Here is a 21,534-nt window from a genome sequence, read left to right as displayed (position 1 = left end):
ACGCCCCTCGGGCGTGTGGCGGGACCCCGCCCACGCCCGGTGGGCGTGGGCGGCCCCCGGTTAGACTCGCGGCATGTCTGGCCAGTCGCTGCTCGTACCAGGGGAGCTCTCTCCCACCCGTTCCGTTCCCGGAAACATCCGGCGCCCCGAGTACGTCGGGAAGCCCGCGCCGACGCCGTACACCGGGCCGGAGATCCAGGACGCCGAAACGATCGAGCGCATGCGCATCGCGGGCCGCATCGCCGCGCAGGCGATGGCGGAGGCCGCCAAGCTCATCGAGCCCGGGGTGACCACGGACGAACTGGACCGCGTCGCGCACGAGTTCATGTGCGACCACGGCGCGTACCCGTCGACGCTCGGCTACCGCGGCTTCCCGAAGTCGCTGTGCTCGTCGATCAACGAGGTGATCTGTCACGGTATCCCCGACTCGACGGTGCTGCGCGACGGCGACATCGTGAACCTGGACGTCACCGCGTACATCAACGGCGTGCACGGCGACAACAACGCCACCTACCTCTGCGGCGACGTGGACGAGGAGTCGAAGCTCCTCGTCGAGCGGACGCGGGAGTCGCTCAACCGGGCCATCAAGGCGGTCAAGCCCGGCCGTCAGATCAACATCATCGGACGGGTCATCGAGTCGTACGCGAAGCGCTTCGGCTACGGCGTCGTGCGCGATTTCACCGGGCACGGCATCAATTCGTCGTTCCACTCGGGACTGATCATTCCGCACTACGACAGCCCGCACGCGACCACCGTCATCCAGCCGGGGATGACCTTCACGATCGAGCCGATGCTGACGCTCGGGACGCACGAGTACGACATGTGGGGCGACGGCTGGACCGTCGTGACGAAGGACCGGAAGCGGACCGCGCAGTTCGAGCACACGCTCGTGGTGACGGAGAGCGGCGCCGAGATTCTGACGTTGCCCTGACCCGGAAGAGGGGTAGCGTTTTACCGACAGGTCGTCGGGAACCGGTTGACTTAGGTAAGCCTAAGTATCACGATCTTATTGGTTCCCGACTCCATCGGCCCCAGGAGGTCCTCCTTGGACGCACTGGACACGCTGCACACGCCCTTCTCGACCCTGATCCGTATCGCGTCGCACGAGCAGCACACCCAGGCGGAAACCTCGACGTTCATGAGTGACCTCCTCGGCGGCCGGCTGGGCGTCGACGCGTACGCGCGCTACACCGAGCAGCTGTGGTTCGTGTACGAGGCCCTGGAGGGCGCGGCCGGATCGCTCGAGGACGATCCCGTCGCCGGTCCCTTCATACGGCCTGAGCTGTTCCGCACGGCCGAACTGGAGCGCGATCTCGCGCATCTGCGCGGCGCGGACTGGCGGGACGGGCTGCGCCCGCTCCCCGCGACCGCGGCGTACGCGGCACGGGTCGAGGAGTGCGCCCGCACCTGGCCCGCGGGCTATGTCGCGCACCACTACACCCGCTACCTCGGGGATCTCTCCGGCGGTCAGATCATCCGTGACAAGGCCGAGCGGACCTGGGGCTTCGACCGCAAGGGGGACGGCGTCCGGTTCTACGTCTTCGAGGGGATCACCAATCCCGCGGCGTTCAAGCGGAGTTACCGGGAGCTGCTGGACCGGGTGAATGCGGACGACCTGGAGAAGCAGCGCATCATCGACGAGTGCAAGCGCGCCTTCGACTTCAACGGCGCGGTGTTCCGGGAGCTCGGCCGGGAATTCCCGCTCAGCGCCTGATCGAGCCGGGCGTACGCGGCCCGTTCACGCGAGGCGTACGCGGCCGCCGATCTCGATCGTGCCGTCAGGGCCGGGGGCAGTGAGGATCTGCGAACCCCGGCCCTGCGTGATGTTCAGGGCCCGGCCCAGCTGCCCGGTGAGCAGCAGCGCCGCCGCGCCCGTCGCCTCGTCCTCGTCGACGCCGTCGCCGCGCCCCGGGAAGGCCCGTGCGCGCACCCGGCCCGCGGCCTCGTCCTCCCAGGCCCACGCGTAGATCCACTCGCCCTCCGGCGGCACTTCCAGCGCCTCGACCTCGGCGGCCGATGCGTACCGGCGCAGGGTGCGCGGCGGCGCCCACTCGGCGCGCGCGGTGATCCAGGTGAACTCGCCGTCCTGGCGTACCCACACCTCACCCGCGGGCGGATGCACGACCTCCAGGTCCAGCAGCCACGCCGCCCCGACGAGCGGATGACCGGCGAACGGCAGCCGCAGCCCGGGGGTGTAGATGTCGACCGCGCCGCGCTCGGGATCGTCGACGAACACGGTCTCGCTGAAGCCGAGTTCCCGGGCCAGCGCCTGCCTCGACTGCCGGTCGGGGTACGCGCGTCCGTCGCGTACGACACCGAGGGCGTTGCCGTGGCGGCCGTCGCCGCCGCAGAACACACGGAGTACGTCGATGCCGTGGGGTCGTTCGCTCACGCCGGAATTGAAGCATCCCGGAACGACGGGGCCGCACCCGCGCCGCGAACCGGGCGGCGCCGTCCTCTGAGATGCGCCGGCAGCCGGTCGAGGTGCTGCCGCGCCCGCGCACCGGGGCGCCCCTCGTCGTACCGAAACGCGATATTTGACCCGCGCTTGACCGACCCGTGATCCGGCCGTATCCGAAGGCCCGTTCGTGAGAGCTGAATCACTGGACGCGGGGGTATCGCTCAGGTAAGCCTCGGTTAAGTTAGGTCCGCCTCACCGCCGTCCTACCCATGTCCCACCCCGTCCCGTCCTCTGTGGAGCCTTTATGCGACCCGTCCGTCTCACCGTCGTCACCGCCGCCGCGACCGCGGCCGCTCTGACCGCCATCACGGGCTGCGCCGAGAAAAGCGACGCCAAGGGCGGTGAGGGTGCCATCACCGTCACCGCGAAGGACGACTCCTGCGAGGTGTCGAAGAAGGAGTTCCCGGCCGGACACGTCCAGTTGGACATCGAGAACAAGGGCTCGAAGGTCACCGAGGTCTACATCCTCTTCCCGGACGACCGCATCGTCACCGAGCGCGAGAACATCGGCCCCGGCACGAAGACGAAGCTCACCGCCGAGGTGAAGGCCGGTGACTACGAGATCGCCTGCAAGCCCGGTATGAAGGGCGACGGCATCCGCCGGCAGGTCAAGGCGACCGGCGGCACCGCCGCCAAGCGGTCCCCGGAGATGGACAAGGCGGTCGCCGAGTACCGCAAGTACGTCCAGCAGCAGGCCGACGAGACGCTGCCGAAGGTGAAGGTGTTCACCGACGCCGTCCGCGCCGGGGACATCGAGGCGGCGAAGAAGGCGTACGCCGACTCCCGTATCGGCTGGGAGCGCACCGAGCCGGTCGCCGAGTCCTTCGGCGACATCGACCCGAAGGTAGACCTCCGCGAGGACGGCATCGGCGACCTGGAGAAGGGCCAGGAGTGGACCGGCTGGCACCGCCTGGAAAAGGCGCTGTGGCAGGACAAGAAGCTCGGCCCCGAGGCGAAGACGCTCGCCGACACGCTCGACAAGGACCTCACCGACTGGGTGAAGAAGGTCGGCACCGCCGAGATCACGCCGACGTCGATGGCGAACGGCGCCAAGGAGCTCCTCGACGAGGTCGCGACCGGCAAGGTCACGGGCGAGGAGGAGCGTTACTCGCACACCGACCTGGTCGACTTCAAGGCGAACGTCGAGGGTGCGCAGAAGTCGTACGAGCTGCTGAAGCCGGTCGCCTCCAAGAACGACCCGCAGCTGGTGGCCGAGCTCGACAAGCAGTTCGCGGCGCTGAACACGCTGCTCGACAAGTACCGTGCGGACAAGGCCTCTTACGTCTTCACCTCGTACGACAAGGTCACCGAGCCGCAGCGCAAGGAACTGTCCGACGGCGTGAACGCGCTGGCCGAGCCTCTGTCGAAGCTCGCCGCCGCGGTCGTGAAGTAGCAGGCAGGGGGACACGACGATGACCGAGAAGACCACCGGAACAGCCGCCGACGAGACCGCCGGAGCGACCCCCGGGGAATCCACCGCGGAATCCACCGGGGCGACCGCGGACAAGGCCGCCCCGTCGCGCCGCGCAGTGCTCGGCTGGGGAGGTGCCGGGCTCGCGCTCGGCGCCGCCGCGGCCGGCGGCGCGATCGCCGCCGTGACGCGCGAGGAGGACGAGACCGCCCTCGCCGCCGCGAGCGGCGCGGCGGTGCCGTTCCACGGCGCGCAGCAGGCCGGTATCGCCACGCCCGTGCAGGACCGGCTGCACTTCGCGTCCTTCGACGTGAAGACCACGGACCGCGCGGAGCTGATCCAGTTGCTGAAGGACTGGACGCGCGCCGCCGAGCGGATGACGACCGGGCAGACGGTCGGCGAGGGCGCGTACGGCGGTCTCGCCGAGGCGCCGCCGGACGACACGGGCGAGGCCCTCGGCCTCAAGCCGTCCCGGCTCACCCTCACCATCGGTTTCGGGCCCTCCCTCTTCGACGGCCGTTTCGGGCTGAAGGACCGCAGGCCCGCCGCGCTCGTCGACCTGCCGAAGTTCCCGGGCGACAACCTCGACCCGGCGCGCAGCGGCGGCGATCTGTGCGTCCAAGCCTGCGCGGACGACCCGCAGGTCGCCGTGCACGCCATCCGCAACCTCGCCCGCATCGGCTTCGGCAAGGTCGCCGTCCGCTGGTCGCAGCTCGGCTTCGGCAAGACGTCGTCGACGACGCCCGATGAGCAGACGCCGCGCAACATGATGGGCTTCAAGGACGGCACCCGGAACATCTCCGGCACCGACAAGGCCGCCCTGGACAAGCATGTGTGGGTGTCCGAGAAGGACGGCCCGGGCTGGATGGTGGGCGGCTCGTACCTGGTGGCGCGCCGGATCCGGATGAACATCGAGACCTGGGACCGCACGCCGCTGCAGGAGCAGGAGGACATCTTCGGCCGGGACAAGCGCGAGGGCGCCGCGGTCGGCAAGGCCAAGGAGCACGACGAGCCGTTCCTGCCGGCGATGCTGCCGACCGCGCATGTGCGCCTCGCCCACCCGGACTCCAACGGCGGGGCGCGGATCCTGCGCCGCGGCTACTCCTTCACGGACGGTACGGACGGTCTCGGCCGGCTGGACGCGGGCCTGTTCTTCCTCGCGTACCAGCGGGACGTCGCCAAGGGCTTCGTTCCGGTGCAGCGGAGTCTCGCCGCGAGCGACGTCCTCAACGAGTACATCCAGCACGTGGGTTCGGCGCTGTACGCGGTACCGCCGGGCGTCCGCGGCAAGGACGACTGGTGGGGCCGTGCGCTGTTCTCGTAACGAGCGCGACAGGAAGGACGGACCGACGTGTTCGGCAACTATCTGATCGGCCTGCGCGAGGGTCTCGAGGCCAGTCTGGTCGTCTGCATCCTCGTCGCGTACCTCGTGAAGACGGACCGCAGGGACGCCCTGAAGCCGATCTGGATCGGCATCGGGGTCGCCTGCGGTGTGTCGCTCGCGTTCGGCGCGGCCCTCGAATTCGGCTCGCAGGAGCTGACGTTCGAGGCGCAGGAGCTGCTCGGCGGTTCGCTGTCGATCGTCGCCGTCGGCCTCGTCACCTGGATGGTCTTCTGGATGCGGCGCACCGCGCGACATCTGAGGGCCGAGCTCCACGGCAAGCTCGACGCGGCGCTGCGGATGGGGACGGGCGCGTTGGTCGCTACGGCGTTCCTGGCGGTGGGCCGGGAGGGCCTGGAGACGGCGCTGTTCGTGTGGGCGTCGGTACGGGCGGCCACCGGCGCGGGCGGCTCGTCCGCCCCGTTGACCGGGGTGCTGCTCGGGATCGCGACGGCGATCGTGCTGGGCTGGCTGTTCTACCGGGGCGCGCTGCGGATCAATCTGGCGAAGTTCTTCACCTGGACCGGCGGGATGCTGGTCGTCGTGGCCGCGGGTGTGTTCGCGTACGGCGTCCACGACCTGCAGGAAGCCCGGTTCCTGGACGGCCTCGCGGACAAGGCGTTCGACATCAGCGCGACCGTCCCGCCGGACAGCTGGTACGGCACGGTGCTGAAGGGCGTCTTCAACTTCCAGCCCGACCCGACCGTGTTGCAGGTCACGGTGTGGCTGCTCTATCTGGTCCCGACGCTCGTCCTGTTCCTCGCCCCGGTAGGGTTCGGACGGTCAGTGGGGGACGAGAAGCAGAAGGCGCAGAAGGCAACCGATGAGCAGGCTGGGTCGGGCGGCGACGGGGCTCGCGGCGATAACGGTGCTGTCGCTGACGGCGAGCGGGTGCGTGACGGTTCACGGCGAGCTGGAAGTCGTACCGGCGGCGACGCGGACTGAGGCCGCGCAGGCCCTGAAGGACTTCACCGACGCCTACAACAAGGCGGACAAGGCGTACGACCCGGCCCTCGACGCGGGCCGGGTCACGGGCGCGCTCGGCGCGATCAACCAGGCGGGCCTGAAGGCGCGCAGCGTCACGCAGCCGGGCGGCAATCCGCAACACCGGCCGCTGGAGCTGGCGGACGCGAAGTTCTACGTGCCGAAGAAGGCGGGCTGGCCGCGGTTCTTCCTTGCGGACACCGACAGCAACCGTGACGTCGACAGCGGCAACCAGGACACGAGGTGGCTGGTGGCGTTCGTCAGGAACGGCAACGACCAGCTGTGGGAGGCCGCGTATCTGGCGATCCTGACGCCCGACGAGGTGCCGAAGTTCCGGACGGACAAGGACGGCTGGGCGGAGCCGGTCGCCGCGGACTCGACGGCGACGGCGGTCGCCCCGCGTGATCTGAGCGAGGAGTACGCCTCGTATCTGCAGAGCGGCAAACCGGACCACTTCGCCGCCGGCGTGCACACGACGGGCTGGCGGCAGGAGCGCAAGCAGAACGCGCAACGTCCCGGCCTCTCCACGCAGTACGTCGACCAGCCGCTGGACACCGGGGACTTCGCGCCGCTGGGGCTGGCCACGGAGGACGGCGGGGCGCTGGTGTTCTTCGCGATGCGCTACTTCGACCGGCAGACGGCGGCGCAGGGCTACCGGCCGAAGGTCAACCCGGACGTGAAGGCGCTGATGACCGGCGAGGTGAAGAACACGCTCACGAAGGAGTGGGTGTCGAGCCAGGCGGTCAAGCTGGCTCCGAGCGGCGGGGCGGATCCTGCTGTGACGATCGTGGGGCGGCTGCAGGGTGTGACGTCGGCGGAGGGCTCGTAGGCGCGGGTCGGCCCACCGGGTGTGGCGGGCGGGGCCGTTGGCGGGCGGGCCGTTGCCGTGCATCGACCGTTGTCGTACAGGACCGTTGGCGGGCGGGGGCGTTGTCGTGCAACGGCCGTTGGCGCCCTGCACCTTCCCGGGCCCCCGCCCTCGGCCGCCCTTGGTCCGAGGGCCTCGGCGCGAAGCGTCAGCGGTGCTGCGGCCACGCCACGGAGTGGCGGTCGTGGTCGTGCTCGTCCTCCTGGTCCGCGTACTTCGCACAGGCGTCGGCGAGCACCTCGAGCAGGGTCAGCGGGTCCGGCAGCGGATGCTCGGGGCCGCGTGCCCAGTCGACGGTGAGGCCGTCCGGGAGCCGCGCGGGCGGTACGAGTACGTAACTGCCGCGGCTGTGCCAGCGCAGCCCCGGATGCTCGTCCATCGTCTCGGGATGGCAGTCCAGTTCACACGGCCACCACTCGTCCTCGTCCTCGGGCGTGCCGCGGGTGGCGGTGAAGAACAGCATCCGCTCCTCGCCGGACTCGGCGACCGGCCCGACGTCGACGCCTTCCGCGAGCAGCCGCTCCAGAGCGGCGCGGCCCGCCTCCAGCGGTACGTCGAGGACGTCGTGGACCATCCCGGTGGCGGTGATGAAGTTCGCCTCGGGCTGGTCGCCAGCCCAGCGCTCGATCTTGTCGCGGTCGGTGGTGGACTGGGTCTGCCAGGCGAAGGAGACGGGGTGCCGGGCGGGGGTGGGACACCCAATGCGCTCACAGGAGCAGCTGTAGCCCGAGGGGTACGCGGCGGGCGCGAGCGGCAGTCCGGCGGCGGCGGTGGCCAGCAGCAGGGGCAGGCGGCGGTCGGAGGCCTCCCCGGCGTCCTCGCGGGGGCGCCTGCGCAGCCATTGCGGCAGCCGGCTCTCCCAGGACATCCTGCTCTCGGTGCCGCGCCCCGTGCCGCGGTAGCGGCCGATACCGTCGCCCATCTATCCCCTCACACCTCATGTCGCGCCCCCGGCGGTCCTTGTCATCGTCCCACCATCGGGCGCGCGGGGTGACCGCACCCCCCGATCGTGTGGCCGGTCCCTCACTCAGCGGCTCGCCCACCGCCTCGGTCGGCCCTCGGCGCGAGGCCGTACAGCGCGTACTCGACGATCTTGTCGGCGTAGTCGTGGGTGAGCGGGAGGGTGCGCAGCAGCCAGCGGTGGGTGAGGGGGCCGGTGAAGAGCTCCAGGGCGATCCGGAGGTCGATGCCGGTGCGTACGTGGCCGGCGTCCTGGGCGGCGCGCAGCCTGAGTACGTACAGCTGGAGCTGCGGTTCCAGGAGCTTCTCGACGAACTGGGCGCCGAGCTCGGGGTCGACGATGCCCTCGGCGGTGAGGGCGCGGGTGGGGGCGTCGTAGAGGGGCGAGTTCAGCTCGTCGACGGTGGCGCGGAGGACGAGCTTGAGATCGGCCTCCAGGTCGCCGGTGTCGGGGATCCCGGTCTCGCCCTGGGTGGCCTGGGCGGCCTGCTCGCCGAGGTCCAGGAAGGCTTCGAGGAGGACCGCGGCCTTGGAGGGCCACCAGCGGTAGATGGTCTGCTTGCCGACCCCGGCTCGGGCGGCGATGCCCTCGATGGTCGTCCTGGTGTAGCCGACCTCGCCGACGAGGGCGAGGGCGGCGTCGTAGATGGCGCGGCGGGAGCGTTCGCTGCGGCGGGAGGCGTCGGGGGCCCTGGTCTCTGCCATACGGCCAACCTATCAGCGGGCGTGACGAGACGTATCGTCTCTCTTTACGCGAGGCGTATGTGTGATGAACCACCCGTTCGGATCACTGCGCGGCGCCTCAGGACGACGCACCATGGCAGCACGCACAACCGTGCGCCGCAGCTCTGCCGCTCGTGAGGAGCCCTCATTGCCTCGTGACGCTAGATCCCGCCGCTACCTCATGTGCCCACCCACGCACTTCGAGGTGACGTACTCCATCAACCCATGGATGGATCCCGCGAAGCCTGTCGATCTGCCGCTGGCGCTCGCCCAGTGGGACACCCTGCGCGACCGCTACCGTGCGCTCGGGCACACGGTGGAACTGCTGGAGCCGAAGCCCGATCTGCCCGACATGGTCTATGCCGCGAACGGCGCGACGGTCGTGGACGGGCGCGTCCTCGGAGCGCGCTTCGCCCACCGCGAGCGGGAGGCGGAGGCGGCGGCCCACCTGGAGTGGTTCCGCGCGCACGGCTACACCGAGATCCATGAGCCGGTGCACATCAACGAGGGCGAGGGCGACTTCGCGGTGACCTCGACCTACGTGCTGGCGGGGCGGGGGTTCCGGTCGAGCCCGCTGTCGCACGACGAGGCGCAGGAGTTCTTCGGGCGGCCGGTGATCGGGCTGGACCTGGTGGACCCGCGCTACTACCACCTCGACACGGCGCTGTCCGTCCTCGACGACGAGGCGGACGAGATCATGTACTACCCCGGCGCGTTCTCCCCCGGCAGCCGCGCGGTCCTCGCCCGCCTCTTCCCCGACGCCCTCATCGCCCGCGAGGCGGACGCGGCGGCGCTGGGCCTGAACGCGGTGAGCGACGGCCGCCATGTGCTGCTCCCCCAGGCGGCCCTGGGCCTCTTCGAGCCCCTGCGGGCGCGGGGGTTCGAGCCGGTAGGGGTGGACTTGGGTGAGCTCCTCAAGGGCGGCGGCAGCGTCAAATGCTGCACCCAGGAGCTCCGCTCCTGACCTCACGGGGGGTACGAGGTGCCCCCGCCCCCGGGCCCCCGGGGCCGCCGGGGCCGCGCGGGTGCGCCGCGCCTGCCCGGTGGCCCGGGGACGGGCCGGGGCAGGGCGCCCCACGCCCGGTGAACCGGCGTACCCGTCCTCGAACGCCGGACAGGCTGGAACAGGGCGCCGCCCTGGCGTCCGGTGAACCGGCGTGCCCGTCCTCGAACGCCGGACAGGCTGAGACAAGGCACCGCCCCGCGCCCGGTGACCGGCGTGCCCGTCCTCAAACGCCGGACAGGCTGAGACAAGGCGCCGCCCTCGGCCGCCGCAGGAGGCGCGGAGCACCGGCCCCGACCCCGCCTCCCCGTGGGGCCGGGGCGAAGCCCCCGCCGCGGGAGCTGGGGCCGGGGCGCCCTCCAACAGCGCTCGAGACTGCACGCCCATGAGGCAACCCGTGCTCGCGGCGCGAAGCTGCCGCAGGGAGCCGGGGCACGGGCACCGGCACCCGCAACCCCGCATGCCCCAGGGGGCTGGGGGCGGAGCCTCCAGTTCGGGAAGTGGGCGGGGTGGGGTGGGGGAAGCCCTACGGAGGCCACTCCGCGCCCCAGCCCGTGTCGCGGGCCGCGCGGTAGAGGGCGCCGTGGCGTTTGGTGACCGTCGTGCGGTGGAGGGACTCGTCGGAGGAGCAGAGGTCGAGGAGGACCTGGCCCTTGCGGATCTGGGGTTTGCGGACCACCCGGGAAGCCGTCGGCGTCGGGGGGAAGCGGGTGGCGGCGACGTAGCTGAACTTCTCGTCCTCGTAGGCCAGCGAACCCCCCTTCACCTGCCGGTGCAGCGACGACCGGCTCACGCGCGCCGCGAAGTGGCACCAGTCCGTGCCGGGCACGATCGGGCAGGCCGCGCTGTGCGGGCACGGCGCCGCGACCCGCAGGCCCGCCGCGATCAGCCGGTCGCGGGCCTCGATGACGCGCTCGTAGCCGTCGGGCGTGCCGGGCTCGACGATCAGCACCGCCTGCCCCGCCGCCGCGGCCTGCTCCACGACCTCCGCGCGGTCGGCGGCGCTGAGCTCCTTCAGGACGTACGAGACCGTGATCAGGTCCGCCGGCTCAAGCCGCATCGCCGCACCGATCCTGGCCCGCCGCCACTCCGCGCCGCGCAGCGCCGGCGAGTCCGATGCGGCCGCCAGCTCCTGCCCGAGGGCCAGCGCGGGCTCCGCCCAGTCCAGCACGGTGGTGCGACGGTCGTCTTCCGGCCAGGCATCGGCGACCGCCCAGGTCGCCGCGCCCGTACCGCCCCCGATGTCGGTGTGCGTGGCGGGCGCCCATTCGGGCGCCGCCGCCCGGAAAGCCGCGAGTGCGGACCGTACCGCCTCGAACGTCGCGGGCATCCGGTACGCCGCGTACGCGGCGACGTCCGCCCGGTCGCGCAGCACGGGCGCGTCCGTCGGCGTCTCCCCCCGGTAGCTGGCGATCAGCCGGTCCACGGCCTGGGCGAGACGGCCTTGCGGCAGACCGTCGAGCAGTCCGGCGAGAGCAGCGGAGAGAGTGGCGTTCACCGGCGAATTCTAGGCCGGTTTCCGGGCCGGATTCCGCCCCCGGCGGCCCCGGACCGAACCCCTGTGCCCCTCTGGCCAGTTGCTAGTCTGACGGCCGTTGTCCATCGGCAGTGCTCATCGGGGGGACCAGCAGTGCTCATCGGGGGGACCACGAGACAGCGGGTCGTGCGCATCGCCCTGGTGGCCGGAGTGGGCGTGCTGGCGCTGCTCCTCCTGCTGGCCACGTGCGGCGGTGGCGGAGGCAAGGACGCCGAGGGCGGCGGCAAGCCGAAGAAGCCCGCCGCCAAGAGCACCGGACCGGCCACGAAGCTCACCGTCCCGCCCGCGTACGACACCGGCAAGGGCTGGGAGCTCCCGGACACCTCGCCCGACTACGCCATCGCCCGCGAGACCGGCCTGATCGCCTACCTCGTACGGGAGAAGGACGACTTCCGGCTGCGGACGGTGAACGCCGCTACCGGCAGGCCCGGCTGGTCGGACGAGCCCAGGTCCGCGCTGGCCGGCCCGCAGAACTTCCCGCGGCTCTTCACGGTCACCAAGGACGAACGGCAGTTCTTCGTCACCTGGTCGTTCGGGAAGGCCGGGCTCGACCCGCTCACCCCGTCCGGCACCTTCGTCTCGCTCGACATCTACAACGCCGTCGACGGCGTTCGGCAGCGCGTCGAGGTCCCCTGGCCCACCGCGCCGACCGTCTCCGGCACCGGCCCCGGCATCCTCATCGGCGACGGCGGAGCGCGCAGCGCCGTCGTCGACCCGGTCACGGGCGGCGTGACGATGATCGAGCCGAAGGCGCTGGGCCACCCGAAGGGCTGCGCGACCTGCGGGCAGCTGACCGAGGTCCGCGGGCTGACCGCGAAGGGCCTGCTGGTGAGCGGGGCCCGGGAGTTCTGGGTGCGGGGCGGCTGGTTCAGCCGGAACGTCGCCCCGGCCGGCACCGACCGCACCTACGGCGTACCGACGTCGCTCACCTCGGGACAGGTGCTCGTCCGCTGGCAGAAGGCGCCGAAGACCAAGCGCGCCGCCACCCACGACCTCTGGGCCGTGCATGACTCGGCGACCGGGAAGGCGCTGGTCACGGCCGAGTGCCACAAGCCGGCAATCGAGCCGGGCGAGTACCCGCGGGCCGTGGTCTCGCCCGACGGCCGCTATCTGATCGCCGGGAATCTCGCCTTCGACCTGCAGGAGCGGTCCGGGCGCTGCTTCGAGGAGGAGGACGGCACCCGCCCGCTGACCCTGACGACGGTGACCGACGAGGGCATGGCGTACGGGGCGACGAACACCCGTGGCGCCGCGGAGGCCCTGGCCGGCGGCGGCACCCCGTACGAGGTCGATCTGGCGACGGGCCTGCCCGAGCCCCTCTCCCTCAACGCCCGGCTGCCGAGCACCGAGGTGTCAGGGGTCGGGCTGTTCCGCTGGACGGACACGAAGGACCGGCTGCATCTGATCGGTTACGTGCGCGCGGACTGAGCGGAGGCAGTGGCCTGCGCGGACGCAGACGCGTCGGCGGCGCGGCGCCACGGGCGGCACAACAGCACGAAGGAGGCCACCGCGCCCAGCGCGCACACCAGCTGCACCACGGCCATGGGCACTGCGGTCGTCTCCCCCGCGATCCCCACCAGCGGGGATGCGACCGCGCCGATCAGGAACGAGGATGTGCCGAGCAGCGCGGAGGCCGAACCCGCGGCGTGCGGGGTGCGCATCAGCGCCTGGGCGTTGGTGTTGGGCATCGCCAGCCCCATCGCGGACATCAGCACGAACAGACCGGCGGCGATCGGGGCGAGCCCGACGTGCCCGAAGACGCCCGAGGTCATGAGCAGCAGCGCCACCGCGGCGAGGGTGATCACTCCGAGTCCGAAGCCGAGCGCCTTGTCGAGGCTGACCCGGCCGACGAGCAGCTTGCCGTTGATCTGGCCGACCGCCACCAGGCCGATCGAGTTGAGCCCGAAGAGCAGGCTGAAGGTCTGCGGCGAGGCGCCGTAGATCTCCTGGACGACGAACGGCGAGGCCGAGATGTACGCGAAGAGCGCGGCGAAGGCGAGCGATCCGGCCAGCATGTAGCCGGTGAAGATCCGGTCGGCGAGGAGCCCGCGCATGGTGCGCAGGGCCTGGCCGACGCCTCCGGCGTGCCGCCGCTCGGGCGGCAGGGTCTCGTGCAGCCAGCGCCACACGACGAGGGTGAGCAGCAGTCCGACCCCGGTGAGGACGTAGAAGACGCCGCGCCAGTCGGTGACCCGGAGGATCTGGCCGCCGATGAGCGGGGCGATGATCGGGGCCGCTCCCGAGATCAGCATCAGGGTGGAGAAGAACCGTGCCATCTCCACGCCGTCGTACAGATCACGGACGACCGCCCGGGCGATCACGATGCCCGCGGCGCCCGCGAGGCCCTGGAGCAGCCGGAAGGCGATGAGCATTTCGGCGCTGGGCGCGAAGGCACAGACCGCGGTGGCGGCGACGTACACGAGCATGCCGATGAGCAGTGGGCGGCGGCGCCCCCACTTGTCGCTCATCGGGCCGACGACGAGCTGGCCGAGCGCCATGCCGGCGAGGCAGGCGGTGAGCGTGAGCTGGATGGTCGCGGCGGGCGCGTGCAGGGACCCGGTGACCTCGGGCAGAGCCGGGAGGTACATGTCCATGGACAGCGGCGGCAGTGCGGTGAGGCCGCCGAGCACGAGCGTGACGAGCAGTCCGGCGCGGCGCGCGGCGGTGACAGGTGCACTGGCCGGAGCCTGGGCCGGAGCCCGGGCCGAGTCGACGGTGGATATGTGTCCTTGTGTGCTCTGGCCGCTCTCCGGCATCGACAGCTCCTGTTCTGGGTCTCGCCCCTATGCTCTCAGCTCGTCCGGAGTGGTCGAGACCTTTTCGAGGTGTGGGCACGGCGGGACAGTGCGGTCGGGTGTGTGGGCGACCGCCGGGATCGCGGCGGCGTTCACGGCCGATCTGAAGGCGATGCCGGACGCGGAGGTCGTCGCGGTGGCATGCCGGGGAACTGGTGGCGCCGGCGCGCGGGCTGTTCCTGATGGAGGCCATGTGGATGTACTGCAATCCGGTGATCCGGCGGCCGGCGGAGCGGGTGCGGGACGGGGCGATCGGTGACGTCCGTACGGTCCAGGCCGACTTCGTTCTCGCGGGGCCGTTCGCGGCGGACCACGGGCTGCGCGACCCGGCGCTCGGCGGCGGGGCGCTGCTGTCGTGCTCGGTGCCGCTCGACGGTTCGCCGGCGGTGATGCGGACGCTCGACGCGGTACGGGACCGCGTCGGCGTCCGCTGTCCGGGCGAGCTTGCGGCTATGCCGGCGTGAGGCCGGGGTTTCCGGCCTCGGTGACGAAGGACGCGGCCGTGGTGATCGGCGCGCCGGGTGTGGTCACCGCGGAGACCGTCCGGAAGTCGGCGCGGGCCAGCTCGGTGGTGAGGGTGACCGTCGCATAGCCGCGGCGGCCGTTGTAGAACTTCATGTGCGGATTGGCCTGGGTGAGGTTGTCCCAGTTCGCGGGCTTGTCGGTGCCGTCCTTGCCGCTGCTGATGGAGGTGGCGACGATTTCGGTGCCGACCGTGCGGGACGCCGGGTCGTCGAAGTCCTGCTTCAGGTCGAAGGCGTAGCCGACGTGGACGTCGCCGGTCAGCACGACGAGGTTGTCGATGCCGGCGGCCGCGGCACCGTCGAGGATCCGCTTGCGGGAGGCGGGGTAGCCGTCCCAGGCGTCCATGGAGAGCTTGTAGTCGGGGCGCGGGACGTCGCGCCGCTGGGCGAAGGTGACCTGCTGCGGGACGACGTTCCAGAGCGCGTTCGACGCCTGCCAGCCGTCGAGCAGCCAGCGCTCCTGCGTCTCGCCGGTCATGGTGCGCGCCGGGTCCTCGGACTCGGGCCCGGGCGTCCGCCAGCCGTCGCCGTACGCCTGGTTGGAGCGGTACTGGCGGGTGTCGAGGATGTCGAACTGGGCGAGCCGGCCGAAGCGGAGACGGCGGTAGAGCTGCATGTCCGGGCCGTCGGGCTGTTGGGGCCTGCGCAGCGGCTGGTTCTCCCAGTACGCCCGGTAGGCGGAGGCCCGGCGCAGCAGGAACTCCTCGGGCGGGACGTCGTTCTCGGGGATGTCGTCGGCGTAGTTGTTCTCGGTCTCGTGGTCGTCCCAGGTGACGACGAAGGGGTGCGCGGCGTGCGCGGCGGCCAGGTCCGGGTCGCTGCGGTAGAGCCCGTAGCGCAGCCGGTAGTCCTCGAGGGTGACGGTCTCGCGGTTGAAGTGCGCGGGCAGGCGCCGGTCGGTGTAGTTGCGGGCGCCGCCGACGGCGTTGACGGCGTACTCGTAGAGGTAGTCGCCCAGGTGGAAGACCGCGTCGAGGTCCTCGTCGGCGAGGTGCCTGTACGCGGTGAAGTAGCCGTCGTGGTACGCCTGGCAGGAGACGGCCGCGAGCTTCAGCCCGGAGATCGGGGCGCCGGTGCGCGGCGCGGTGCGCGTGCGCCCGGTGGGGCTGATCCAGGTGCCCGCGCGGAAGCGGTAGTAGTAGACGCGGTCGGCGTCCAGGTTGGAGACCTCGACGTGGACGCTGTGGTCGAACTCGGGGTGGGCGGTGGCCTGGCCTCGTCTGGCGATACGGGTGAAGCGGTCGTCGTGGGCGAGCTCCCATTTGACCGTGATGCGGGAGTCCGGCAGCCCGCTGCCGGGCTCGAACGGGCGGCTCGCGAGCCGCGTCCACAGCAGTACGGAGCCGGGCAGCGGGTCACCGGACGCCACACCGAGTGTGAACGGGTCCTCGGTGATCTTCTTGGCGTCGAGCTCGGCGGCGCTCGCGGCCCCGGCGGTGGGCAGGTTGGCGGCGAAGGCGAGTGCTGCGGCGGCGCCGGTGACGGTGAGGAAGCGACGGCGGGCCAAGTGCCGTGCAGCAGTGCGGAATTCTGCCGAATGCTGGCGTACGGGTGTCATGTACCCCTCCCCTTACGGCTGTTGTCAGTCGCATTGGAGTCGGGGGCGGCGTCCCTCGGCTGTCGGGTACACAACATCCGCGTGGCGGACGGATGAGATCCGGGTTCGCGGCGCTGCCGTACGCTGCGGGCCCATGGAGGCAGAACGTAGAAGTGCCGTGGTCACGGGAGCGGGCTCGGGTATCGGGCGGAGTGTCGCCCTGGCCCTCGCGGGTGCGGGCTGGTCGGTGGCCCTCGCCGGCCGCCGTGCGGAGGCCCTGGAGGAGACGGCGTCCCTCGCGGGCGCGGCGGGCCCGGTGGACGTGGAGTGCGTCCCCACGGACGTCACCTCACCGGACGAGGTCACGGCCCTCTTCGCCGCGGTGCGCGAGCGGTACGGGCGCCTGGACCTGCTCTTCAACAACGCGGGCACGTTCGGACCGGGCGGCGTCCCGCTCGAGGACCTCCCCTACGAGGCGTGGCGCCACGTGGTGGACGTCAACCTCAACGGGTCGTTCCTGTGCGCCCAGGCGGCGTTCCGCCTGATGAAGGACCAGGAGCCGCAGGGCGGCCGGATCATCAACAACGGCTCCATCTCGGCGCATGTGCCGCGGCCGATGTCGATCGCGTACACGGCCACGAAGCACGCCATGACCGGCCTGACCAAGTCGCTCTCCCTGGACGGCCGCCCGTACCGGATCGCCTGCGGCCAGATCGACATCGGCAACGCGGCGACCGACATGACGGCCCGCATGCAGACCGGCACCCTCCAGGCCGACGGCCGCCTCGCCGTCGAGCCGGTGATGGACGCGGCGGACGTGGCGCGGACCGTGCTCCACATGGCGGAGCTCCCGCTGGAGGCGAACGTCCAGTTCGCGACGGTGATGGCGACGACGATGCCCTATATCGGCCGCGGCTGACACCCCGGTCCCGGCCCCCGTTGCGCCCGGGCTCCGCGCCCGGGATGGCCCCGTGGGCTTTCTGGCGATGCGATGTGCGCGGCGCCGGCGGCATGTGGCCGCCCCACGCCCGCAGGGCGTAGGGGGGTCCGGGGCGAAGCCCCAGTGGGGTCCGGGGCGAAGCCCCCGGTTCGCCCCCGCCCCCCGGGAACAGCAGCGGGCGGCCGGGCGTTGGCCTGGCATGACGATCAGTGAGCGTGGGGTCGAAGTGCTCCGCTACACCGCATTCTCCACCGACCCCGACGGCGGCAATCCCGCCGGAGTGGTGCTCGACGCATCCGGCCTGGACGACAGCGACATGCTCGCCATCGCCGCCGAGGTGGGGTACTCCGAGTCCGCGTTCCTCACGGCGCCCCCCGAAGACCTCGGCGGCGAGGAAGGCCGGGCCTACACCGTCCGCTACTTCAGCCCCAAGGCCGAGGTCCCCTTCTGCGGGCACGCCACCATCGCGACCGCCGTCGCCCTCGCCGAGCGGATCGGCCCCGGGAAGCTCGTGTTCGCCACGCCCGCCGGGACCGTGCCGGTCGAAGTCGCCGAGGAGGACGGGGTCCTGCGGGCCACGCTCACCAGCGTCGAGCCGCGCGTCGGGACCGTCGACGCCGACGACCTCGCCGAGGCCCTCGCCGCGCTCGACTGGCCGGCCTCCGATCTCGATCCCGCACTCCCGCCCCGTATCGCCTTCGCCGGCGCCCGCCACCTCGTCGTCGGCGCGGCGACCCGGACGCGCCTCGCGGATCTGGCGTACGACTTCGCCCGGCTCGAAGCCCTGATGCACCGTCTGGACCTGACGACCGTGCAGCTGGTGTGGCGTGAGTCCGCCACTGTCTTCCACGTGCGTGACCCGTTCCCCGTCGGCGGCGTCGTCGAGGACCCGGCGACCGGTGCGGCGGCGGCCGCGTTCGGGGCGTACGCCCGTGAGCTCGGCCTGGTGGGTGCGGACGCCGTCCTCACGCTGCACCAGGGCGAGGACATGGGCCGCCCGGGCGAGCTCACGGTCACACTGCGCGCGGGCGATCCGCGCATCCGCGTCGGCGGCGCAGGAACTCGTATCGCTGGTATCAGCTGAAGCGCACCGGCAGGTGCTTGATCCCGTTGATGAAATCGGAGCGCATCCGCCGCGGTTCCCCCGTCAGCTCCACCCGCGCATGCCGCCGCAGCAGCTCCCTCGTCAGCGCCTTGATCTGCGTACGGGCGAGGCCCGCCCCGAGGCAGTAGTGCGGCCCGCCGCCCCCGAACGTCAGATGCTCGTTCGGGGCGCGGCGGATGTCGAAGACGTCCGGGTCGCGGAAGACGGCCTCGTCCCGGTTCGCCGACGTGTAGAAGAGCACCGCCTTCTGCCCGGCCGCCACCGGCACCCCACGGACCTGCGTGTCCCTCGTCGCCGTACGCCGGAAGTTGTGTATCGACCCGTTCCAGCGCAGGAACTCCTCCGTCGCCCTCGCCCACAGTGCGTCGTCGTCGATGCCCTTCACCAGCTCCGCGTACGCCTCCGGGTGCTCGATCAGGCTGAGCAGCGTCCCGGCGAGGAGGTTGCGCGTGGTCTCGTTCCCCGCCACGCAGAGGGTCACGAAGAACATGTCGATCTCGTGGGCCGTGAGCCGCTCTCCGTCGACCTCCGCGTGGACGAGCGCGCTGAGGATGTCCTCGCGCGGTTCGCGCAGCCGCTCGGCGGCCAGCGCGTCGCAGTACGCGTAGATCTCCGCCGCCGCGATCTGCCCGTCCTCCTCGCTCGTACGGAAGTCCGGATCCTGGAGCCCCACCATCCGGTTGCTCCACTCGAAGATCCGGTCCTCGTCGGCCGCCGGGACTCCGACCATCTCGCAGATGATCTGCAGCGGCAGCCGCGCCGCGACCTCCTCGACGAACTCCACCTCGCCGCCCTTGGCGGCCACCGTGTCCGCCAGCCGTGCGGCCCGTCGCCCGATGTCCTCGGTCAGCTTCCGGATGACGCGCGGCGAGAAGCCCGCGCTGACGAGACGGCGGTAGCGGGTGTGCTTGGGCGGGTCCATGCCGACGAGGGTGAGCGCCAGGCTGTCCAGCGCCTCCGGGGTCTGGTCGCGGATGAAGAAGGAGCCGAGCTCCACCGACCACAGCTCGGGGTCGCGGCTGGCCGCGACGATGTCCTCGTGACGGGTGATCGCGAAGAAGCCGTCATGGTCACCGGGCACGTCGTGCCAGTACACCGGCGCTTCCCGGCGCAGCCGCGCGAACTGGTCGTACGGCACGGCCCGTGCCCAGGTGTCCTCCAGCAGATCGATACCGTCGGACAGGTCGTCTTTGGCCATGCCTCACAGCAATCCACAGATCTGACGGTCCGTCAATCCTGTCGACGGCCGGCGCCGCCGGCCCTGCTCGCTCAAGTGCTGCACGGCCGCGCAGTGCGGGCCCTCGGCGAAGAGCGCCGCCCGCGCCGGGTCGTCGGTGCTCCACGCGTACGCCCGGATCCGCCCTCCCCCTCGTCCCGGAAGGCCTACGCCTGGCCGGTGTCGAAGCGCGTGACCTTCCCGTTCTCGACGGTGAACTTCCACTTCGTCCGCATCTCGCCCCAGGTCTCGTTGCGGTACCGGGCGACGAGCGTGCGCCCCTCGTCCGACTCGGACTCGATCTCCATGTGCCCGCGCGAGGAGAAGATCTCCTTGTCGGTCCAGTCGTCGAGATCGCGGTCCGAGCCGTCGTCGGACATGGTCGCGTCCGGGGTGAGCGCGGCCATGAAGGCGTCGCGGTCATTGGAGTTGACGGCCTTGACGAAGGCGCGTACGGCCGGGTCGCTGAGCCGGTCCACGGGGATGGTCATGGTCGCTCCTCTGATGCGTGGGTGCGTGGGTGCGTGGGTGTACGTACGCCACCTCACCCGTACACCCCGCAGCGCCCCGCCCCGCGGACCTTGACCCAGCCGTGGCGCGTCACTCCTGCCCGCGCGTCACCCCTTCGCGGGCGCCACCTTCGCGAACCAGCCCGCGGCCTCCTCCGCCCCGAGGACCCGCTCCAGCACAAGGTCCCCGCGCATCCCGGGGAAGAACCGCCCTGCGGGCCAGCTGCGCTGGTACGGCGGGGGGTCGAGGACCAGCAGCCGGACGCCGTCGACGACGGCGATGTCGGACGGGGTGCCCTCGTTCCAGATCCAGCCGCCGTCCGGGCCCACGAGGTTGAACGCGCCGGTCGTCGGGACCTGCCCCTCGGCGTCCCGGCACACGGCGATCTCCTGCGCGGACGGCGCGTCGCCGGGCACATGGCGGCCGCCGATGAGTGCGCCCGCGAGGAGGGTGTGCAGCTGGAAGTTGTCGCCGATTCCGGTCATGCGCATCGCGTAGGCGGTACCGGTCTCGCGGTGCAGCACGACGAGCGGCTCGTCGTCGAGGACGCGCAGCGCGTACGCCAGGCACTTGAACTGGTGACCGGAGGCCTCGGCGACCCGGTCGACGAGCGCGAGCAGTTCGCCCTTGCCCTCGAAGGTCCTCCGTACGGCCTTCGCGTTGAGCATGGCCAGGCCCGCCATTTCCCACTGCGGCAGCGTCCACCAGCCGATGGCCGACTCGAATCCGGTCCGCTCGACGATCGCGTCGGTCAGTTCGTCATCCTCGGGGTCGGGCAGGTCCCCGCCCCCGGTCTCCGCCCAGCGCGCGCAGAACGCCTCGGCCGCCGCGAACGCCTCCCGCGCGCCTGCGAGTACCCCGGGAGCACACGCCACGGCGTCGGCGCCCCGCTCCACACACGCCCCGGTGATCACTGCGGCCACCGCACGCGGGCCGTGCGGTACGTCCGCGAGCAGCGCCGACAGCCGCGGTCCCGCCTCCCGGAACTCGGCGTCGCCGGCCTTCCCGTACGTCCGGTGGAGCTGCGCGAACGCGCGCTCCGCCCCCTCCGCGTCCTGCACGCGTACGGCGCTCTCGAAGTCACCGACGGCGCCCAGGAACGCCTTTCGTCCGAATATCATCCGCGCACCCTATCCGCATGGCACGCTCCCCTGATGAACAGCGTCTGGGACACCGTCGAACGCCTCCACGCCTGGCTCGAAGCGGCGGCCAACCGCGCGCCCGAGCAGGAGACCCTGCTGCGTGTGCTGAAGCTGTCGGAGGAGGTCGGCGAGGTCGCGCAGGCGGTCATCGGCGCCACGGGGCAGAACCCGCGCAAGGGCACCACGCACACCTGGCAGGACGTGGAGTCCGAGCTGTGCGATGTGATCGTCACGGCGATGGTGGCGCTGCGCACGCTGAACCCCGAGGCCCCGCAGGTGTTCGAGGACCATCTGCGCGGTGTGGCAGCGCGGTCGTCGTAGGGGGTCAGCGCGGTCGTCGTAGGGGGTCGAACGCTGGGACCTCCGGCAGCGGATCCGGACTGCTCTCCGATCCGCCCCAGAAAGGCGGCGCGCGGCGCTGACGTTCCGTCCGCGCG

At 71.6% G+C, this 21,534-nt stretch carries 20 protein-coding genes and 1 pseudogene; 12 read left to right on the top strand and 9 right to left on the bottom strand.

The window, feature by feature from the left end:
• Nucleotides 1–73: 73 nt before the first annotated feature.
• A complete protein-coding gene (gene map, locus ACWCXB_RS21610; RefSeq protein ID WP_450725072.1) occupies nucleotides 74–931 on the top strand; it encodes a type I methionyl aminopeptidase in 858 nt (285 codons plus the stop codon).
• A 114-nt stretch (nucleotides 932–1,045) separates the two neighbouring features.
• The gene (locus tag ACWCXB_RS21605; protein WP_450725071.1) at nucleotides 1,046–1,714 is read left to right on the top strand and encodes a biliverdin-producing heme oxygenase; all 669 of its coding nucleotides are present in this window, start codon (nucleotides 1,046–1,048) and stop codon (nucleotides 1,712–1,714) included.
• Nucleotides 1,715–1,738: 24 nt separating this feature from the next.
• Here the strand turns inward: ACWCXB_RS21605 and ACWCXB_RS21600 are convergent, their stop codons facing one another.
• On the bottom strand, nucleotides 1,739–2,392 hold the full coding sequence (locus ACWCXB_RS21600; RefSeq protein WP_450725070.1) for a PhzF family phenazine biosynthesis protein: 654 nt from the start codon (nucleotides 2,390–2,392) through the stop codon (nucleotides 1,739–1,741).
• Between the two features lie 313 nt (nucleotides 2,393–2,705).
• Here ACWCXB_RS21600 and efeO point away from each other — a divergent pair, with 313 nt between their 5' ends.
• Genes efeO through ACWCXB_RS21580 form a run of 4 tightly spaced genes read left to right on the top strand, consistent with a single transcriptional unit; the run spans nucleotide 2,706 to nucleotide 7,066 of the window.
• Nucleotides 2,706–3,854: an iron uptake system protein EfeO gene (gene efeO, locus ACWCXB_RS21595; RefSeq protein ID WP_450725069.1), complete on the top strand. Its 1,149-nt coding sequence runs from the start codon at nucleotides 2,706–2,708 to the stop codon at nucleotides 3,852–3,854.
• Between the two features lie 19 nt (nucleotides 3,855–3,873).
• Complete coding sequence (efeB, locus tag ACWCXB_RS21590; protein WP_450725068.1) at nucleotides 3,874–5,196, top strand: iron uptake transporter deferrochelatase/peroxidase subunit; 1,323 nt, start codon at nucleotides 3,874–3,876, stop codon at nucleotides 5,194–5,196.
• A 27-nt stretch (nucleotides 5,197–5,223) separates the two neighbouring features.
• Entirely contained in the window at nucleotides 5,224–6,198 is a 975-nt protein-coding gene (gene efeU, locus ACWCXB_RS21585; protein ID WP_450725067.1) for an iron uptake transporter permease EfeU, read from the top strand.
• Entirely contained in the window at nucleotides 6,086–7,066 is a 981-nt protein-coding gene (locus ACWCXB_RS21580; RefSeq protein WP_450725163.1) for a hypothetical protein, read from the top strand. The genes efeU and ACWCXB_RS21580 overlap by 113 nt, the downstream gene beginning before the upstream one ends.
• 187 nt (nucleotides 7,067–7,253) lie before the next feature.
• Here ACWCXB_RS21580 and ACWCXB_RS21575 read toward each other — a convergent pair whose 3' ends face one another.
• Nucleotides 7,254–8,027 (bottom strand): bifunctional DNA primase/polymerase, encoded by a 774-nt coding sequence (locus ACWCXB_RS21575; RefSeq protein WP_450725066.1) that lies wholly within the window; start codon nucleotides 8,025–8,027, stop codon nucleotides 7,254–7,256.
• Between the two features lie 101 nt (nucleotides 8,028–8,128).
• Entirely contained in the window at nucleotides 8,129–8,770 is a 642-nt protein-coding gene (locus ACWCXB_RS21570; RefSeq protein ID WP_450725065.1) for a TetR/AcrR family transcriptional regulator, read from the bottom strand.
• 112 nt (nucleotides 8,771–8,882) lie between these two features.
• Here ACWCXB_RS21570 and ddaH point away from each other — a divergent pair, with 112 nt between their 5' ends.
• The gene (gene ddaH / locus ACWCXB_RS21565; RefSeq protein WP_450725064.1) at nucleotides 8,883–9,752 is read left to right on the top strand and encodes a dimethylargininase; all 870 of its coding nucleotides are present in this window, start codon (nucleotides 8,883–8,885) and stop codon (nucleotides 9,750–9,752) included.
• A 565-nt stretch (nucleotides 9,753–10,317) separates the two neighbouring features.
• Here the strand turns inward: ddaH and ACWCXB_RS21560 are convergent.
• Complete coding sequence (locus ACWCXB_RS21560; protein ID WP_450725063.1) at nucleotides 10,318–11,289, bottom strand: small ribosomal subunit Rsm22 family protein; 972 nt, start codon at nucleotides 11,287–11,289, stop codon at nucleotides 10,318–10,320.
• A 171-nt stretch (nucleotides 11,290–11,460) separates the two neighbouring features.
• Here ACWCXB_RS21560 and ACWCXB_RS21555 point away from each other — a divergent pair, with 171 nt between their 5' ends.
• Nucleotides 11,461–12,756 carry a hypothetical protein gene (locus ACWCXB_RS21555; protein WP_450725162.1) on the top strand — a complete coding sequence of 432 codons (1,296 nt, stop codon included), beginning with the start codon at nucleotides 11,461–11,463 and terminating at the stop codon, nucleotides 12,754–12,756.
• Here the strand turns inward: ACWCXB_RS21555 and ACWCXB_RS21550 are convergent.
• Nucleotides 12,738–14,084: a multidrug effflux MFS transporter gene (locus ACWCXB_RS21550; RefSeq protein WP_450725062.1), complete on the bottom strand. Its 1,347-nt coding sequence runs from the start codon at nucleotides 14,082–14,084 to the stop codon at nucleotides 12,738–12,740. The two genes, ACWCXB_RS21555 and ACWCXB_RS21550, sit on opposite strands and share 19 nt — an antisense overlap.
• A gap of 49 nt (nucleotides 14,085–14,133) precedes the next feature.
• Here ACWCXB_RS21550 and ACWCXB_RS21545 point away from each other — a divergent pair.
• A pseudogene (locus tag ACWCXB_RS21545) lies at nucleotides 14,134–14,488 on the top strand (gfo/Idh/MocA family oxidoreductase); the annotation flags it as partial.
• An 85-nt stretch (nucleotides 14,489–14,573) separates the two neighbouring features.
• On the opposite strand, the gene ACWCXB_RS21540 reads toward ACWCXB_RS21545, so the two are convergent.
• Nucleotides 14,574–16,205, bottom strand: a complete 1,632-nt coding sequence (locus tag ACWCXB_RS21540) for an alkaline phosphatase D family protein (RefSeq protein WP_450725061.1) — start codon at nucleotides 16,203–16,205, stop codon at nucleotides 14,574–14,576.
• A 133-nt stretch (nucleotides 16,206–16,338) separates the two neighbouring features.
• On the opposite strand from ACWCXB_RS21540, the gene ACWCXB_RS21535 reads away from it, so the two are divergent.
• Nucleotides 16,339–17,103, top strand: coding sequence for an SDR family oxidoreductase (locus ACWCXB_RS21535; protein WP_450725060.1), 765 nt, complete (start codon nucleotides 16,339–16,341; stop codon nucleotides 17,101–17,103).
• Nucleotides 17,104–17,323: 220 nt separating this feature from the next.
• On the top strand, nucleotides 17,324–18,208 hold the full coding sequence (locus tag ACWCXB_RS21530) for a PhzF family phenazine biosynthesis protein (protein ID WP_450725059.1): 885 nt from the start codon (nucleotides 17,324–17,326) through the stop codon (nucleotides 18,206–18,208).
• Here ACWCXB_RS21530 and ACWCXB_RS21525 read toward each other — a convergent pair.
• The 3 genes from ACWCXB_RS21525 to ACWCXB_RS21515 form a co-directional block, all read right to left on the bottom strand.
• Nucleotides 18,201–19,427: a cytochrome P450 gene (locus ACWCXB_RS21525; RefSeq protein ID WP_450725058.1), complete on the bottom strand. Its 1,227-nt coding sequence runs from the start codon at nucleotides 19,425–19,427 to the stop codon at nucleotides 18,201–18,203. The genes ACWCXB_RS21530 and ACWCXB_RS21525 overlap by 8 nt on opposite strands.
• A gap of 185 nt (nucleotides 19,428–19,612) precedes the next feature.
• Entirely contained in the window at nucleotides 19,613–19,936 is a 324-nt protein-coding gene (locus ACWCXB_RS21520) for a nuclear transport factor 2 family protein (RefSeq protein WP_450725057.1), read from the bottom strand.
• Between the two features lie 126 nt (nucleotides 19,937–20,062).
• A complete protein-coding gene (locus ACWCXB_RS21515; RefSeq protein ID WP_450725056.1) occupies nucleotides 20,063–21,076 on the bottom strand; it encodes a hypothetical protein in 1,014 nt (337 codons plus the stop codon).
• A gap of 33 nt (nucleotides 21,077–21,109) precedes the next feature.
• On the opposite strand from ACWCXB_RS21515, the gene ACWCXB_RS21510 reads away from it, so the two are divergent.
• Nucleotides 21,110–21,418: a MazG-like family protein gene (locus tag ACWCXB_RS21510; RefSeq protein WP_450725055.1), complete on the top strand. Its 309-nt coding sequence runs from the start codon at nucleotides 21,110–21,112 to the stop codon at nucleotides 21,416–21,418.
• Nucleotides 21,419–21,534 lie beyond the last annotated feature (116 nt).

Source organism: Streptomyces sp. NPDC001514 (genome assembly GCF_053597075.1).
Note: the sequence above shows the minus strand (reverse complement) of the source record. Positions and strands in the feature narration are given on the sequence as shown.

Coding starts and splice junctions, on each gene's coding strand:
- map (WP_450725072.1), top strand. CDS start 74: ATGTCTGGCCAGTCGCTGCTCGTACCAGGGGAGCTCTCTCCCACCCGT.
- efeO (WP_450725069.1), top strand. CDS start 2,706: ATGCGACCCGTCCGTCTCACCGTCGTCACCGCCGCCGCGACCGCGGCC.
- efeB (WP_450725068.1), top strand. CDS start 3,874: ATGACCGAGAAGACCACCGGAACAGCCGCCGACGAGACCGCCGGAGCG.
- ACWCXB_RS21575 (WP_450725066.1), bottom strand. CDS start 8,027: ATGGGCGACGGTATCGGCCGCTACCGCGGCACGGGGCGCGGCACCGAG.
- ACWCXB_RS21570 (WP_450725065.1), bottom strand. CDS start 8,770: ATGGCAGAGACCAGGGCCCCCGACGCCTCCCGCCGCAGCGAACGCTCC.
- ddaH (WP_450725064.1), top strand. CDS start 8,883: ATGGCAGCACGCACAACCGTGCGCCGCAGCTCTGCCGCTCGTGAGGAG.
- ACWCXB_RS21550 (WP_450725062.1), bottom strand. CDS start 14,084: ATGCCGGAGAGCGGCCAGAGCACACAAGGACACATATCCACCGTCGAC.
- ACWCXB_RS21540 (WP_450725061.1), bottom strand. CDS start 16,205: ATGACACCCGTACGCCAGCATTCGGCAGAATTCCGCACTGCTGCACGG.
- ACWCXB_RS21535 (WP_450725060.1), top strand. CDS start 16,339: ATGGAGGCAGAACGTAGAAGTGCCGTGGTCACGGGAGCGGGCTCGGGT.
- ACWCXB_RS21530 (WP_450725059.1), top strand. CDS start 17,324: ATGACGATCAGTGAGCGTGGGGTCGAAGTGCTCCGCTACACCGCATTC.
- ACWCXB_RS21525 (WP_450725058.1), bottom strand. CDS start 19,427: ATGGCCAAAGACGACCTGTCCGACGGTATCGATCTGCTGGAGGACACC.
- ACWCXB_RS21520 (WP_450725057.1), bottom strand. CDS start 19,936: ATGACCATCCCCGTGGACCGGCTCAGCGACCCGGCCGTACGCGCCTTC.
- ACWCXB_RS21515 (WP_450725056.1), bottom strand. CDS start 21,076: ATGATATTCGGACGAAAGGCGTTCCTGGGCGCCGTCGGTGACTTCGAG.
- ACWCXB_RS21510 (WP_450725055.1), top strand. CDS start 21,110: ATGAACAGCGTCTGGGACACCGTCGAACGCCTCCACGCCTGGCTCGAA.